Source organism: Nocardioides renjunii (assembly GCF_034661175.1).
Lineage (GTDB): Bacteria > Actinomycetota > Actinomycetes > Propionibacteriales > Nocardioidaceae > Nocardioides > Nocardioides renjunii.
Genome location: NZ_CP141058.1, coordinates 1,837,827 through 1,852,003, shown reverse-complemented (window position 1 = coordinate 1,852,003; position 14,177 = coordinate 1,837,827). Strand labels below are relative to the sequence as shown.

General features: G+C 73.3%; 17 protein-coding genes. 4 read left to right on the top strand and 13 right to left on the bottom strand.

The annotated features are described in order from the left end of the window. Positions 1 to 27 precede the first annotated feature (27 nt). From SHK17_RS08840 to SHK17_RS08805, 8 genes are all read right to left on the bottom strand, one after another. A complete protein-coding gene (locus tag SHK17_RS08840) occupies positions 28 to 735 on the bottom strand; it encodes a GNAT family N-acetyltransferase (protein WP_322921791.1) in 708 nt (235 codons plus the stop codon). Between the two features lie 5 nt (positions 736 to 740). Next, complete coding sequence (locus SHK17_RS08835; RefSeq protein WP_322921790.1) at positions 741 to 1,229, bottom strand: phosphoribosyltransferase; 489 nt, start codon at positions 1,227 to 1,229, stop codon at positions 741 to 743. Between the two features lie 54 nt (positions 1,230 to 1,283). Beyond that, positions 1,284 to 2,039, bottom strand: coding sequence for a regulatory protein RecX (locus SHK17_RS08830; protein WP_322921788.1), 756 nt, complete (start codon positions 2,037 to 2,039; stop codon positions 1,284 to 1,286). Beyond that, positions 2,029 to 3,081 (bottom strand): recombinase RecA, encoded by a 1,053-nt coding sequence (gene recA, locus SHK17_RS08825; RefSeq protein ID WP_172273032.1) that lies wholly within the window; start codon positions 3,079 to 3,081, stop codon positions 2,029 to 2,031. The genes SHK17_RS08830 and recA overlap by 11 nt, the downstream gene beginning before the upstream one ends. A gap of 197 nt (positions 3,082 to 3,278) precedes the next feature. Then, positions 3,279 to 4,535 (bottom strand): MFS transporter, encoded by a 1,257-nt coding sequence (locus SHK17_RS08820; RefSeq protein WP_322921787.1) that lies wholly within the window; start codon positions 4,533 to 4,535, stop codon positions 3,279 to 3,281. Further along, a complete protein-coding gene (locus SHK17_RS08815) occupies positions 4,532 to 4,726 on the bottom strand; it encodes a DUF3046 domain-containing protein (protein ID WP_172273037.1) in 195 nt (64 codons plus the stop codon). The genes SHK17_RS08820 and SHK17_RS08815 overlap by 4 nt, the downstream gene beginning before the upstream one ends. Further along, the gene (locus SHK17_RS08810; protein ID WP_322921786.1) at positions 4,723 to 5,340 is read right to left on the bottom strand and encodes a class I SAM-dependent methyltransferase; all 618 of its coding nucleotides are present in this window, start codon (positions 5,338 to 5,340) and stop codon (positions 4,723 to 4,725) included. Before SHK17_RS08810 ends, SHK17_RS08815 begins: the two co-directional genes overlap by 4 nt. Further along, complete coding sequence (locus tag SHK17_RS08805; protein WP_322921785.1) at positions 5,337 to 5,867, bottom strand: DinB family protein; 531 nt, start codon at positions 5,865 to 5,867, stop codon at positions 5,337 to 5,339. Before SHK17_RS08805 ends, SHK17_RS08810 begins: the two co-directional genes overlap by 4 nt. A gap of 43 nt (positions 5,868 to 5,910) precedes the next feature. Between SHK17_RS08805 and SHK17_RS08800 the strand changes: the two genes are divergently transcribed. Together SHK17_RS08800 and SHK17_RS08795 are read left to right on the top strand one after the other, a co-directional pair. Beyond that, on the top strand, positions 5,911 to 6,399 hold the full coding sequence (locus SHK17_RS08800) for a GNAT family N-acetyltransferase (protein WP_322921784.1): 489 nt from the start codon (positions 5,911 to 5,913) through the stop codon (positions 6,397 to 6,399). A gap of 49 nt (positions 6,400 to 6,448) precedes the next feature. Continuing rightward, complete coding sequence (locus SHK17_RS08795) at positions 6,449 to 7,420, top strand: YihY/virulence factor BrkB family protein (RefSeq protein WP_322921783.1); 972 nt, start codon at positions 6,449 to 6,451, stop codon at positions 7,418 to 7,420. Positions 7,421 to 7,773: 353 nt separating this feature from the next. On the opposite strand, the gene SHK17_RS08790 is transcribed toward SHK17_RS08795, so the two are convergent. From SHK17_RS08790 to SHK17_RS08780, 3 genes are read right to left on the bottom strand one after another with little or no spacing between them, the layout of a single operon-like run. Further along, the gene (locus SHK17_RS08790) at positions 7,774 to 8,574 is read right to left on the bottom strand and encodes an ABC transporter permease (RefSeq protein WP_322921782.1); all 801 of its coding nucleotides are present in this window, start codon (positions 8,572 to 8,574) and stop codon (positions 7,774 to 7,776) included. Position 8,575: 1 nt separating this feature from the next. Beyond that, positions 8,576 to 9,430 (bottom strand): ABC transporter permease, encoded by an 855-nt coding sequence (locus SHK17_RS08785; RefSeq protein ID WP_172273052.1) that lies wholly within the window; start codon positions 9,428 to 9,430, stop codon positions 8,576 to 8,578. Between the two features lie 10 nt (positions 9,431 to 9,440). Beyond that, positions 9,441 to 10,367, bottom strand: coding sequence for an ABC transporter ATP-binding protein (locus tag SHK17_RS08780; RefSeq protein WP_449867034.1), 927 nt, complete (start codon positions 10,365 to 10,367; stop codon positions 9,441 to 9,443). Positions 10,368 to 10,483: 116 nt separating this feature from the next. Here SHK17_RS08780 and SHK17_RS08775 point away from each other — a divergent pair, with 116 nt between their 5' ends. Beyond that, complete coding sequence (locus tag SHK17_RS08775; protein WP_322921781.1) at positions 10,484 to 11,254, top strand: YqjF family protein; 771 nt, start codon at positions 10,484 to 10,486, stop codon at positions 11,252 to 11,254. 3 nt (positions 11,255 to 11,257) lie between these two features. On the opposite strand, the gene SHK17_RS08770 is transcribed toward SHK17_RS08775, so the two are convergent. Further along, positions 11,258 to 12,424, bottom strand: coding sequence for a PQQ-dependent sugar dehydrogenase (locus tag SHK17_RS08770; protein WP_322921780.1), 1,167 nt, complete (start codon positions 12,422 to 12,424; stop codon positions 11,258 to 11,260). Positions 12,425 to 12,464: 40 nt separating this feature from the next. Then, the gene (locus SHK17_RS08765) at positions 12,465 to 13,310 is read right to left on the bottom strand and encodes a LysR family transcriptional regulator (protein ID WP_322921779.1); all 846 of its coding nucleotides are present in this window, start codon (positions 13,308 to 13,310) and stop codon (positions 12,465 to 12,467) included. Positions 13,311 to 13,415: 105 nt separating this feature from the next. Between SHK17_RS08765 and SHK17_RS08760 the strand changes: the two genes are divergently transcribed. Continuing rightward, positions 13,416 to 14,159: an SDR family oxidoreductase gene (locus SHK17_RS08760; RefSeq protein WP_322424040.1), complete on the top strand. Its 744-nt coding sequence runs from the start codon at positions 13,416 to 13,418 to the stop codon at positions 14,157 to 14,159. Positions 14,160 to 14,177: the final 18 nt, after the last annotated feature.

Below are 14,177 nucleotides of genomic sequence, written 5' to 3'. Positions count from 1 at the left end.
CATGGCCCACCCGCCGAGGCTTGCACCTCAGCCCAGGACGCGGCGGACGTCGAGGGTGCACCCGACGACGGTGGCCACACTCCCGTCGGCCTGCGGCTCGTCGAACCACGTCCCGCGCTCGAACCCCACCTTGTCGAGGACCCGCAGCGAGGCGGCGTTGCGGTGGTCGGGTGCCGCGAACAGCTCCTCCACGTCCGGGTAGCGGCCGACCGCCCGCAGCATCCAGGTCCACAGGACGCGGGGGCCGAGGCCGCGGCCGACCCACTCGGGCTCGCCGATGACGTAGTCGAGGCCGACGGCTTCCGGCCGCGCGGTGAGCAGCGCGAACCCGGGGTGGTCGCCGATGCGGTAGTCCTGGACGAAGCCGATCGAGCGACCGTTGACCTCGACGACCCACAGCCGGGTCGGTGTCGCGCCGTCGATGCGTGGTCCGTACGCCGCCGCGACCCGCTCCCGGGTCGGCTCGCCGTCGGCGTGCCACCACCGCAGCACGTGGGGCGAGGCGAGCCACCGCGCGAGCAGTGGCAGGTCGCCGCGGGTCATCGCCCGCAGGTCGACGGTGACGTCGCGGTCGACGACGAACTCCTTGACCGCCCCGGACAGGTCCGTGGCGACCGGCGTCCTCCCCGTCGGCGCGGCGATGCGCCGGGCGGCCGCGGCCCACGACTCCCCGGAGAGCACCGCGTCGACGAGCTCGTCGTCGTCGGCCCGGACCCGGACGGTCGTGCGGTCCACCGGCGTCAGTGCGCCAGGCGGCCGGGCACCACGGGTGGCAGGGAGGACCACGGGAAGTCGATCCAGCGCTCGGTCTGACGCCAGGAGTAGTCGGGCTTGATGACCGACTGCGGCTTCTCGTAGACCACCACGGTGCGCGCCTCCGAGACGTGCCCGCGCAGGAAGTCGTGCACGAGCTCGAGGGTGCGCCCGGTGTCGGCCACGTCGTCGGTGATGAGGACCTTGAGGCCCGAGAGGTCCACGGCGGCCGGGGTCGGCGGGAGCATGATCGGCACGTCGAGGCGCTGGTCCACGCCGGTGTAGAACTCGACGTTGACGACCGAGATGTTCTTCACGGCCAGGGCGTAGCCGAGACCCATGCCGAGCGCCAGGCCGCCCCGCGCGATGGCCAGGATGATGTCGGGCTCGAAGCCGGAGTCGGCGACCTCCTGCGCCAGCTCGCGCGTGGCCGTGCCGAACAGCTCGTAGGTGAGGACCTCGCGCTCGTTGCTCACCCACCCATCCCACCAGAGCCCGGCGGCGGGGTGGAAGTGGCGGTCCGGCCCGTCTCAGACGTCGGGCGGCTCGAGGTCGTCGACCTCGTCGTGGCTCTCGCGCAGCGCCTCGCGCACCACGGAGAAGGCCAGCCCCGCGGAGTAGCCCTTGCGCGCGAGCATCCCGGCGAGCCGACGCGTCGCCGCCTGCGTGTCGAGCCCCCGCATGGAGCGCAGCTTCTTGTCGACCAGCTCACGGGCGGCGTGGCGCTGGTCCGCCTCGTCGATCTGCTCGAGCGCGAGCTTGGTGTCCTCGTCGTCGACACCCTTGCGACGCAGCTCCTGGGCCAGGGCCCGGGGCGCGAGGCCACGGCTGCGGTGCCGGCTCTCGACCCACTGCCGCGCGAACGCCCCGTCGTCGATCAGCCCGACCTCGGTGAACCGGTCGAGCAGCCCCGCGGCGAGGTCGTCGGGGACCCCGCGCTTGGCCAGCTTGTCGGCCAGCTCCCGGCGGGTGCGCGCCTGCCCCGTGAGGGTGTCGAGGAGGATCTTGCGTGCCACGGCCTCCGGGTTGGCCTCGACCTCGGCGGCCGCCGCCTCCTCGCGGGCCAGCCGGGCGGCCTCCCGCTCCTCCCACGTCCGGGTGCGTCCCTTGCCGCTCCGGCCGCCTTTGCCGCTCCGGCCGCCCTTGCCGCGCCCGGTGCCCGCGGTGCCCGCGGAGCGCTCCGGAGACGCCTCGGCCGGCGTGGGTGGGGTCTCCCCCACCCACGCCCGGACACCGAGCCCGACGTCACCGACCCAGTCGGGCGCGGGACGCGACTCAGAAGTCATCGACCCCGATGGGCTCGTCGCTCAGGTCGTCGGCCGGCTTGTCGACGGCCGGGATGACACCCAGCTTCTCGAGGATCAGCTTCTCGATCTCGTTGGCGAGGTCGGGGTTGTCGCGCAGGAAGTTGCGCGAGTTCTCCTTGCCCTGGCCGAGCTGGTCGCCCTCGTAGGTGTACCAGGCGCCTGCCTTGCGGATGATCCCCGCCTCGACGCCGACGTCGATCAGGCCGCCCTCGCGGCTGATGCCCTTGCCGTACATGATGTCGAACTCGGCCTGCTTGAACGGCGGGGCCACCTTGTTCTTGACGACCTTGACGCGGGTGCGGTTGCCGACCATGTCGGTGCCGTCCTTCAGCGTCTCGATGCGGCGCACGTCGAGGCGCACCGAGGAGTAGAACTTCAGCGCGCGACCACCGGTGGTGGTCTCGGGCGAGCCGAACATCACGCCGATCTTCTCGCGCAGCTGGTTGATGAAGATCGCGGTGGTGCCGGAGTTGTTGAGGGCACCGGTCATCTTGCGCAACGCCTGGCTCATCAGGCGGGCCTGGAGGCCGACGTGGCTGTCGCCCATCTCGCCTTCGATCTCCGCGCGGGGCACGAGCGCGGCCACGGAGTCGATGACGATGAGCGACAGGGCGCCCGAGCGGATCAGCATGTCGGCGATCTCGAGCGCCTGCTCACCGGAGTCGGGCTGGGACACCAGCAGCGCGTCGGTGTCGACGCCGAGGTTCTTCGCGTAGTCGGGGTCGAGCGCGTGCTCGGCGTCGATGAAGGCGACGATGCCGCCGGCCGCCTGGGCGCTGGCCACCGCGTGCAGGGCGACCGTCGTCTTTCCGGAGGACTCCGGACCGTAGATCTCCACGACGCGCCCGCGGGGCAGGCCGCCGAGGCCGAGGGCCACGTCGAGGGCGATCGACCCGGTGGGGATCACCTCGAGCGGGGCACGCGTCTCGTCGCCCAGTCGCATGACCGAGCCCTTGCCGAACTGCTTCTCCACCTGTGCGAGCGCGGCGTCGAGGGCCTTCTCGCGGTCTGCACCAGCCATTGCTGTGTCCCGTTCTCTCGTCGTGATGTGTGAGGTACGTCTTCGACGCTAGGGCGAGCCACCGACAGCCCCTGATCAGGACGGCCGACGCTGTGGACAACCTCGCCCCTCGTCGTACCTGTGGACAGACAGTAGCCCGAACAGGTGTTCGACGGTGGCTCCCGGCCCGGCGTGTCGCCCACCCGGTCGGGGGCGGGTCAGGCCGGTGCGCGGGTCAGCCGCCCTGCCACCACGACCGCGCCCGCCAGCAGCGCCGCGAACAGCGCCAGCGCCGGGTAACCGAGCGCGCCCACGATGACCCCGGCGAGCCCGCCGCCGCCGGCCGCGGTGAGGGCCATGGCCATGTCGGAGGTGCCCTGCACGTCGGTGCGCGCCTCGATCGGCGTGCGGTCGGCGATCACCGTCGAGGCGGCGACGGTGGCGCACGACCAGCCGACCCCGAGCAGGAACAGCCCGGCGAAGATCTGCCACGACGAGCCCTCGGGCGAGAGCCCGCACAGCGCGAGCGAGACCAGCAGGACCACTCCCCCGGACACCAGGACCGCCGAGCGGCCGCGACGGTCGGCGGCCCACCCCACGAGGGGGGAGAACGCGAACATCCCGAGCACGTGGATGGAGATTACGAAGCCGATCACCTCGAGGTGCGCCCCGCCGTGCTCCATGTGCAGCGGCGTCATGATCATCACCGTCACCATCGCCGCGTGCGCGCACGCCATCGCCACCACCGCGGCGCCGACGGCGGGGACGTCGCGGACCACGGCGACGAAGCGTCCCCACAAGCGGCCGCGTGGCTCCGGCCCGTCGGCCGGCACCACGCCCGCCGTGTGCTGGGCCAGGAGCAGTGGGTCGGGCCGCAGCCGCAGCCACACCCACCCGGCCGCCAGGACCAGGACGACCGCCCCGATCGCGAAGCCGCCGGTGAGCTCGGGGATGTCGAGCCGGCGCGCCGTCGCACCGCCGACCCCGACGAGGTTGGGCCCGGCGACGGCGCCGATCGTCGTGGCCCAGACGACCACGGACAGCGCCCGGGCGCGGTGCTCCTCGGCGGCCAGGTCGGTGGCGGCGTAGCGGGAGCCGCTGTTGACCGCGGACGTCGCCCCGAGCAGCAGCGCGCCGCCCAGCAGCACGAGCATGGAGTCGACCACGCCCGCGACGACGGCGAGGACGGCACCCGTGGCACCCGCGAGGTAGCCCAGGGTGATCCCCACGCGCCGACCGCGCCGTCGCATGACCCGCGCGAGGGCGTACGCCGCCGCGGCGGTGCCGAGGACCTGGAAGGTCTGCGCCAGCCCCGCCATCGTCTCGCTGCCGGAGATGTCGCGGGCCAGCAGCGAGGCGGTCGCGACCCCGATGGTGACGCCGACCGCGCCGACCGCCTGGGCGACGACGAGCGTGCGGACGGTGCGGCGCTGGACGGCCTCGAGGTCGAGGTCGGTCCCGACGCGGCTGCTCACCGCTCGCTCGCGGGGAGCTCCAGCTGGCGCCACACGGCCGCCCACACCTGCTTGGGCGGCACGCCGGCGTCCAGCGCCTCCTGCGTGGTGCGGCCGTCGAGGTCGCGCACGACGGTCAGCTCCGCCCACGTGCGGGAGTAGTCGCGGCCCAGCGCCGCGTCGAGCCGCGCCCAGAACTCGGTGTGCCTCATGCGACCACCTGACCACGCCGCGCCGACAGCGCCAACCAGGCCTCGCCCCGCGTGCCGGGGATGCCGGAGCACACCGACACCTCCGACCAGCCGGCGGCAGCGGCGACCTGCGCCAGCGGTCCGGCGCGCCAGTAGGTGAAGTGACGCGGGAGCCGGATCGACCCGTGCGTCGACCAGCCGTCGCCGTCGCCCTCCTTGACCGACATCCGCAGGATGCCGGCCGGACGGGTGACGGCGGCCAGCCGGGCGAGGACGGCGCCCAGGTCGTCGCGCGCCACGTGCAGGAGCGACGCGTTGGCCCACACGGCGTCGTAGGGACCCTCAGGCGCAGCGAGGTCGTCGGTGAGCGGGTCCAGCAGGTCGCAGGTGTGGCCCTGCCCGCGCAGGAGGTCGACGAAGGCGGGGGTCACGTCGGTGCGGCGCACGGCGAGCCCGAGCTGCTCCATCAGCAGTGCGTCGCGGCCGGCACCCGAGCCCACCTCGAGCACCCGGGCGCCCTCGCCGGTCGCGGCGGCGAGCGCCTCGAGGTCGGCGCGGACGGCGTCGGGCACCGGCGGCGCGTGGGCGGCGTACGCCGCGGCGTCGAGGTCGTAGGCGCGGACGGTCTCGTTCACCAGGGCGGCACCACGCCCACGTCGCGCAGGTGGTGGACGACGTCGTGCAGGTGGTAGCTGCCGAGCGTCTCGACGGTGAAGACGTCGCCGTTGGACCGCACGCCGCGACGTCCCCTGGTCGCGTCGGTGACGGTGGCGTAGGTGCCGGCGACGGCGCCGGCCGCCTCCACCAGCTCGGCGGCGACCACGTCGGGGTCCTGCGCGGCGTAGTCGCGCTCGACCGCGGTGGCGTCCTGGTCCCAGTTGGCGAAGGTCGGCTCGTCCTGCTCGAGCATGAGGTGCAGGCGCTGGCCGAACAGCGCGTGGACGTCGCGGACGTGGCAGCCGTACTCCAGCGGCGACCACACGTCCGGGGCCGGGCGAGCGGCCACGTCGGGGCGCGCGAGCACCTGCAACCAGGTCGTCGCCGTGTCGCGGACGAGGCGGGGAAGGTCCGCGAGCCCCTGGACGGCGGGGTCGAAGCCGCACTCCGTGCACGGCCTCTCGAGGACCCAGGTCCAGTCCTTGGTGTCGGGCGTGATGCTCATGCCCGCCATCCAACCAGCCACACCGCCGAGGACAATGCGGGGAATGGACATCCGTCGCGCACTTCCCGCCGACCTGCCCGCGGTCGCCGCGATCTACGCGAGGGAGGCGCGCGAGGGCCACGCGACCTTCGACCTCGAAGGGCGTCCGACGGCGCCGTGGGAGGAGCGGCTCGCCGCGACCGGCACCGGCGACCACTTCCTGGTCGCCGAGCACGACGGCGGTGTGGCCGGCTACGCCACCTCGTCGCCGTTCCGGCCCAAGCCGGCCTACCGCCACACCCGCGAGAGCACCGTCTACGTCGCGCCGGGGCACCAGGGCGCCGGCATCGGCCGGGCGCTGTACGACGCCCTGCTGGCGCACCTGGCCGACGACGGCGTCCACCTCGTCGTCGCCGCCGTCGCCCTGCCCAACCCGGCGAGCCTGGCCCTGCACCGGGCGTGCGGCTTCGAGGACGTCGGCACCATGCGCGAGGTGGGGCGCAAGCACGACCGGTGGATCGACGTGGCGTGGCTGCAGCGGGTGCTCGGCTGAGCCGATCCTGACCGGCGATCCCCACCCCGCCCCCGCATAGGGTGCGGCAATGACCACGGCCCGCACCGTCCCGGTGACGACCGAGATGGACGGCGACGAGCTCGATGCCGAGGACGCCTGGCACCTCGCGCGCCAGCACGGCCTGCGCCGCATCCTCGTCGAGTCGTTCGTCCGGTTCCGCTACGGCGACGGCTTCACCAACAGCCGTGCCCTCGCCCTGCAGACCTGCCTCGCCGTGGTGCCGTTCCTGCTGGCCGTCATGGGGCTCGCCGCCGACATCGACGACGACCGGCCCGCCGCCGTGGTCGCCGCGACCGTCAACGCCGTCTCCCCGACCAGCGGCGACGACGACGCCTTCGTGCAGGCCCTGACCAGCGGCTCGGAGGGTGCCGGCGAGGTGGCGCTCGCGTTCGGCCTGGTGTTCGCCCTGTTCTCGATGACCACGGCGATGGCGCAGGTCGAGCGCGGCGGCAATCGCATCTACGGCATCCGGCGCGACCGCCCCGCCCTGCACAAGTACGGCCGCGCCGCCGTCTTCACCGCCCTGCTCGCGGGCCCGCTCGGGCTGGGCTTCCTCGCCCTGGTCGCGGGCGGCGCGTTCGGCGACGCGATGGTCGACGAGTACGGCTGGTCGGAGGGCGCGCGGCTGGCGTGGGAGTGGTGCCGCTGGCCCCTGGGCCTGCTGGCGCTCGTCGCCGTCATCGCGATCCTCTTCGACCACGCGCCGCGACGCCGCCAGCCCGCCCTCTCCTGGCTCGCGCTGGGGTCGGCCATCACCGTGCTCGGAAGCATGGCGGCCGCGGCCGGGCTCGCGGCGTACGTCAACGCCAGCGGCTCCTTCAGCAGCACCTACGGCCCGCTCGCGGGCGTGTTCGCCCTGCTGCTGTGGAGCCTGCTGTCGTCCATCTCGATGTTCTACGGCCTGGCGGTGTGCGCGCAGCTGGAGGCCCTGCGCGCCGGCGAGGCCGAGCCGGCGTACGACGACCCCGGCCGGCCCCACCGGCAAGTGGTGGAGGACTGAGGCTCGGGGGTCCGTCGCCGGAGGTGGCGGCACATCGCCGGCTGGTCGACGAGGTGGCGGCACATCGCACGTACGGCCCCCGCCAGCGTGCGATCTGCCGCCACCACCCGGCGACCGTCACCCGAGGTGGCGGCACATCACACGTACGACCCCCGCCAAAACGCGATCTGCCGCCACCACCGGGCGGCCGGTGCGGAGGCGGTGGCACATCACACGTACGACCCCCGCCAAGACGCGATCTGCCGCCACCCCCGGGCGGCCGGTGCGGAGGTGGCGGCACATCACACGTACGACCCCCGCCAGCGTGCGATCTGCCGCCACCCCAGACCCCCAGAAGACCCGGCGACGAAGCGTCAGGTGAGCAGCAGCGCGTCCAGCCGGCGGCGTACGACGGCCAGGCCGATGATGCCCATCACGACGAGGTAGACGACCGAGACGCCCGACTCCCACGTCACGACGCCGGTGGTGAGCTCGCGGCACAGCACGACGCCGCGGTAGAGCGGCGTCGCCTCGACGACCCAGCGCAGCACGCCGTCGCCGAACGCCTCGATCGGGAAGAAGGTGGCCGAGAACAGGAACAGCGGCATCTGGGCGAGGGTGATCTTGTCGAAGTCCTGCCAGCTCTTCATCCACGTCGTCGCGGCCATGCACACGGCCGAGAAGGCGAAGGCGATGAGCACCGTGGCCGGCAGCGCCAGCAGCGCCCACCACGAGCTGGTCAGTCCCATGAGCGACATGACGACGAGGAACGCCGCGGAGTAGACCGACCCCCGCAGGAGCCCCCACACGATCTCGCCGCGCGCGATGTCGCCGGTGGACAGCGGCGTGGCCAGCATCTGGTCGTAGAGCTTCTCGTACTTCAGCTTGAAGAACACGTTGTAGGTCGAGTCGAGCAGGGCGCCGTTGAAGGCCGAGGTCGCCAGCATCGCCGGGGCGACGAACTCGGCGTAGGGGATCGCCTGCCCGTGGAACTCGAAGGTGTCGATGAGCTGGCCGACGCCGATGCCGATCGAGAACAGGTAGAACACCGGCTCGAGGAAGCCGGTGATGAAGAGCTTCCACGCGCCGCGGTAGACGACGTAGTTGCGCAGCACCAGCACCTTGGTCGCGGCGCCCGGCGTCAGCGGGGCGGGGATGCCGTCGAGGACCGCCATCTCAGGTCTCCAGCCGTCGGTCGAGGTTGCGGACGGCGAGCACCCAGCCCACGACGGTGAGCACCACGAGCACCACGACGTGGAGCAGCGCGAGCGACCAGTCGACCCGGTCGACGCAGAACATCCGCGACAGCGAGACGCCGTGCCACAGCGGGGTCAGCCGGGCGACCCACTCCAGCACCGGTCCGAGGTTGCCGATGGGGAAGAACGCCCCCGAGAAGAGGGTCAGCGGGATGACGCCGAGGCGGAAGAGGATGCCGAAGCCCTCCTCGGACCTCAGCCGGGCGCTGTAGGCGAAGACCAGCGTCGAGAACGCGAAGCCCACCAGCAGCTGCGACAGCCACGCCAGGATCGGGCCCCACCAGGTCGCGAAGACGCCGAACGGCGCCAGCACCAGCATGAAGACCGCGCACGCCGACGCGACGCGGAACATCACGAAGCCGATGAAGGCGTTGACCAGGTCGCGCACCGCCAGCGGCGTGGCGAGCTGGGCGTAGAACGTCTTGTGCCACTTGATGGCGCCCATCACGGGGTAGGTCGTCTCGCTGACCGCGATCGTCATGGCGTGCGAGGCGACCAGGCCGGGCACCACGAAGGCGAGGTAGGACGTGGCCCCCTCGAGCCGCTCGGGGTCGCCCTCGATGAACCCGCCGAGCAGCACGCCCATCGCGACGACGTAGAGCAGCGGGGTGAGGAAGCTGCTGACCACTCCCCCGCGCCACGTGCGCTTGAGGACGGTGAGCCAGTAGTCGTACTGGCGGGACATGCCCTCGGCTGCGGACAGGGACCCGGTCGGGCGAGGGGTCCGAGCGGTCGAGCGGGTCCGGCGGGTCGGTGGCGTCGTGTCGGTGGCCATGTCGGTGCCCTCAGTCCGCCAGGCTCCGGCCGGTGAGCCGCAGGAAGACGTCCTCGAGCGTCGAGCGACGCACGAGGGTGGCGATCGGCTGCAGACCGCGGTCGAGCACGGCCGTGACGACCTCCTCGCCGTGGTCGCTGTAGACGAGCAGGCGGTCGGGCAGCACCTCGACCCGCTCGCCGAGGTCCTCGACCTTCGCCGCCAGCGCCTCGTGCTCGCCGACCCCGAAGCGCAGCTCGGCCACCTCGCGGGTCGAGTGCTCCTCGATCAGCTGGCGCGGCGATCCCTCGGCGGCGATCACGCCCTTGTCCATCACGACGAGGCGGTCGCACAGCTGCTCGGCCTCGTCCATGTAGTGGGTCGTGATGACGAGCGTGACGCCGGCCTGCTTGAGCCGGAACAGCTGGTCCCAGAGGACGTGGCGGGCCTGGGGGTCGAGCCCGGTGGTGGGCTCGTCGAGCAGCAGCAGGTCGGGGTTGTTGATGAGGCTGCGCGCGATGGTGAGGCGCCGCTTCATGCCGCCCGAGAGGTCCTCGACCTTGGCCTTGGCCTTCTCGGTGATCTGCGCGAACTCGAGCAGCTCACGGGCGCGCTCGCGGCAGGTGGCGCGGTCGATGCCGAAGTAGCGGCCGTAGATGTAGAGGTTGTCGAAGACGTTGAGCTCGTTGTCGAGCGTGTCCTCCTGCGGGCAGACCCCGAGCCGGCCGCGGATGGCCGGACCGTCGGTGGCCGGGTCCAAGCCCAGGATCCGCAGCTCGCCCGAGGTCACCGGGCTGACCGAGGCGATCATCCGCATGGTGCTCGACTTGCCGGCGCCGTTGGGGCCGAGGAACCCGAACGCCTCGCCCTTGCGGACCTCGACGTCGATCCCCTTCACCGCCTCGAAGTCGCCGAACGACTTGCGCAGTCCCCGCGCCGAGATCATGGAGTCCGTCACGCTCGCCGACACTAGATCAGGACGGGGACATCGCGGAAACGATCACCGATGGGCTCGGCTCCTGGCCGGGCAGCGAGTGAGGCCGGTGCCCTTCGAGCGCCGCCTAGGGTGAGGAGGTGGACGACCCCGCCGTCGAGCCCGTGTCGCCGGACGCACCGGCCATGACGCGCACCGTCGTCATGAGCCAGCTCTGGCGCGACCTGACCTTCCTGCACTGGGCGGTCGACCCGGCCGAGGTGGCCCACCGGATGCCGCCGGGCGTGCGCCCCGACACGCTCCACGGGCGGACCTACGTCGGGCTCATCCCCTTCCGGATGGTCGACGCGGGCCTGGGCCGCGGGCCGGCCGTGCCGTGGCTCGGGACGTTCCTCGAGACCAACGTGCGCCTCTACTCCGTCGACGAGACGGGACGGCGCGGCATCGTCTTCCTGAGCCTCGACACGGATCGGGCCGCAGTCGTGCTCGGTGCGCGCGCCTCGTTCGGCGTGCCCTACAGGTGGGCGCGGATGCGCTACCACCGCGACGGAGACGTGCACACGTACGACGCCCGGCTGCGCCGACCCGGACCGCGGCGGGGAGGGCCACGGCCCACGAGCCACGTCGTCGTCCGCGCCGGGGCCGTCCGTGAGCCCACCGAGCTCGACCACTTCCTCAGCGCCCGGTGGGGCCTGCACACCCGGTGGTGGGGCCGCACCCTATACGTCCCCAACCGCCACGAGGCGTGGCCCGTGCACGACGCGGAGGTCCTCGCCCTCGACGACGAGCTGATGGCGTCCGTGGGTCTGCCCGACCTGGCCGCGCGGCCCCCCGACCACGTCGGCTTCAGCCCCGGCGTCCGCACGGAGTTCGGACTGCCGGGCGACGCCCGCACGCCGCGACGCGGCTGACGCCTAGTCCGCGGGAGTCAACCGCAGCAGCCGCCCGCCGCCCTCGTCCTCGAGCACCCAGACGGCGCCGTCGGGGCCCTCCTCGACCGCCCGCACCCGCTCGCCCATGTCGTACACCTCGACCTCGCCGGCGGTCTCGCCGTCGAGGTCGACGCGGACCAGCGCCTCGCCCGACAGCGCGCCGAGGAAGGCGTCGCCCTGCCAGTCCTCGAAGAGGTCGCCGCCGTAGACCATCAGGCTGCCGGGCGAGATGCTCGGGTTCCACGACACGGCCGGGGCGGCATAGCCGTCGCCCTCGGCGTGGTCCGGGATCTCCCCGCCGCCGTAGTCGCTGCCGTCGGACACCTCCGGCCAGCCGTAGTTGGCCCCGGGCTCGACGCGGTTGAGCTCGTCGCCGCCCTCCGGCCCCATCTCGGAGGACCACAGCCTCCCGTCCGGCGCGAAGTCCAGACCCAGCGGGTTGCGGTGCCCCCAGCTCCAGATCTCGGCCGTCGCCCCGCCCTCGTCGGCCATCGGGTTGCCCGGCGCTGGGTCCCCGTCGAGCGTCAGTCGCACGATCGTGCCGAGGGTGTTGCCGGTGTCCTGCGCCGGATCGCCGAGCTGGCGGTCGCCCGAGGACACGAACAGGTGCCGGCCGTCGGGCGAGAACGCGATGCGGTGGCTGAAGTGCCCGTCGCCGGCGGTCCTCGGCGTCTGCCGCCACACGACCTCGAGGTCCTCGAGCCGGGGTGCCCCGCCGCCGGTCTCGAGCCGGGCGCGGCCGACCGCGGCCCCGACTCCCCCGTCGCCCGCCTCGGCCCAGCTGAGGTAGACGACGCCGTCGTCCTCGTACGTCGGCGCGGGCACGACGTCGCCCAGCCCGCCCTGCCCGGCGTCGACCACCGTGGGCGTGCCCTCGACCTCGACCCGCTCGCCGCTCGCGGCGTCGCGCAGGTGGAGGGTGCCGCTGCGCTCGGTGACGAGCAGGTCGCCGCTGCCCGGCAGGAACGCCATCGCCCACGGCTCGCCGAACCGGTCGACGTGCTCGACCTCGAAGGGCCAGGCGGCGTCGTCCTCGGCCGTCGACGGCCCGAGCGCACCCGAGGACGCGGTGTCGGAGGAGCACGCCGGCGCGAGGGCGAGCACGAGGCCCGCGACGAGGCCGCGGCGGAGGACGGTCGCTGGCTTCATGGGTCCATCGTGCGCGGCTCCGCCAACCTGGCGGTGCTGCTCAGAGGCGCGAGGCGGTGCGCACGAGGCCGGCGACGACGGTCGAGGTGCTGTGCGGAGGCCACGCGATGACCGTGGTGACCCGCGGTGCGTCGGAGACCGGGACGACGGCCAGCCCGTCGCGCAGGTCGGCCTGCGCCGACTCCGGCAGCACGATCGCCGCACGACCGAGCCGCACGAGCTGCAGCACCTGGGTCAGGTCGCGCAGCTCGGGCCCCGGACCGTCGGGGTAGGTGCCGTCGAGGTGGGGCCAGCGCGGCAGCGGGAGGTCCGGGATCGAGGTGGCCTCGGCGAGGGTCATCGAGGTCCGGCGGCTCGCCGGGTGGCCGGCGGGCAGGATCAGGGCTTGGTCCTCGACCGCGAGCGTGTCGACGTCGAAGCCGCTCACGTCGTCGAAGGGCAGGTGCAGCAGCGCGACGTCGGCCCGCCCGTCGCGCAGCATGGCCGACTGGTGCCCGGGCGGGCTGAGCACGACCTCCACGTCGACGGCGTCCGGCTCCGCGGCGTAGGCATCCAGCAGCTTGGCCATGAGCTCGCCGGACGCGCCGGCCTTGGCGGTGAGCACCACGGCCGGTCGCCCGCCCGCCTCGATGGTCCGGCGGGTGCGCCGCTCGGCGGCCTCGACGGCGGCGAGGGCCGCGCGGCCCTCGCGCAGCAGCGTCTCCCCGGCGGTCGTCAGCTCGACACCGCGGGGTCCGCGCACGAAGAGCTCGGCACCGAGCCGGCGCTCGAGCTGGGCGATCGCCTGCGACAGCGGTGGCTGCGCCATCCCGAGGCGCTGGGCGGCGCGGCCGACGTGCGACTCCTCGGCGACGGCGACGAAGTAGCGCAGCTCGCGGGTCTCCACGACCCCGAGCCTACGTCGCCCCGACCAGCCCTCATACCCGGCAGGTATCGGCCGCCACCCGATCGGTGTTGGAACCCCGCGGGCCCACGAGCACAGGATCGAGACATGTCAGAGACCACCCACGGGAACACCACGAAGAAGACAGCGCTGGTCACCGGCGCCAACAAGGGCATCGGCTACGAGATCGCGGCAGGCCTGGCCCGGTCAGGCTTCCGGGTCGGGGTCGGCGCCCGCGACGCCGGTCGCCGCGAGGAGGCCGTGGACAAGCTGCGGGCCGAGGGGCTCGACGTGTTCGGCGTCCCGCTCGACGTCACCGACGACGAGAGCGTCGCCGCCGCGGCGGTCCTGCTCGAGGAGGAGGGCGGCCTCGACGTCCTGGTCAACAACGCCGCCATCACCGGCGGCATGCCGCAGGAGCCGAGCCGCGTCAGCGCCACGCAGGTCCTGCAGGTCGTCGACACCAACGTCGTCGGCGTCATCCGGGTCACCAACGCGATGCTGCCGATGCTGCGCCGCGCCGCGTCGCCCCGCGTCGTCAACGTCTCGAGCACGGTCGGCTCGCTCACCCTGCAGACCGCCCAGGACGAGGCCGTCGGCCCGATCTCGGCGGCGTACTCGCCCTCCAAGACCTACCTCAACGCCATCACCGTCCAGTACGCCAAGGAGCTCGCCGGCGCGGGCGTCCTGGTCAACGCCGGGTGCCCGGGCTACGTCGCCACGGACCTCAACGGCCACCGGGGGACGCGTACGCCCGAGCAGGGCGCCGCGGTCTTCCTCGAGCTCGCGACCCTGCCCGACGACGGCCCCACCGGGACGTTCCGGGACGAGAGCGGCGTGCAGCCCTGGTGAGACCGCCCGCTGGGTGGC

Coding starts and splice junctions, on each gene's coding strand:
- SHK17_RS08795 (WP_322921783.1), top strand. CDS start 6,449: ATGACCACGGCCCGCACCGTCCCGGTGACGACCGAGATGGACGGCGAC.
- SHK17_RS08815 (WP_172273037.1), bottom strand. CDS start 4,726: ATGAGGCACACCGAGTTCTGGGCGCGGCTCGACGCGGCGCTGGGCCGC.
- SHK17_RS08790 (WP_322921782.1), bottom strand. CDS start 8,574: ATGGCGGTCCTCGACGGCATCCCCGCCCCGCTGACGCCGGGCGCCGCG.
- recA (WP_172273032.1), bottom strand. CDS start 3,081: ATGGCTGGTGCAGACCGCGAGAAGGCCCTCGACGCCGCGCTCGCACAG.
- SHK17_RS08770 (WP_322921780.1), bottom strand. CDS start 12,424: ATGAAGCCAGCGACCGTCCTCCGCCGCGGCCTCGTCGCGGGCCTCGTG.
- SHK17_RS08830 (WP_322921788.1), bottom strand. CDS start 2,039: ATGACTTCTGAGTCGCGTCCCGCGCCCGACTGGGTCGGTGACGTCGGG.
- SHK17_RS08760 (WP_322424040.1), top strand. CDS start 13,416: ATGTCAGAGACCACCCACGGGAACACCACGAAGAAGACAGCGCTGGTC.
- SHK17_RS08785 (WP_172273052.1), bottom strand. CDS start 9,430: ATGGCCACCGACACGACGCCACCGACCCGCCGGACCCGCTCGACCGCT.
- SHK17_RS08800 (WP_322921784.1), top strand. CDS start 5,911: ATGGACATCCGTCGCGCACTTCCCGCCGACCTGCCCGCGGTCGCCGCG.
- SHK17_RS08805 (WP_322921785.1), bottom strand. CDS start 5,867: ATGAGCATCACGCCCGACACCAAGGACTGGACCTGGGTCCTCGAGAGG.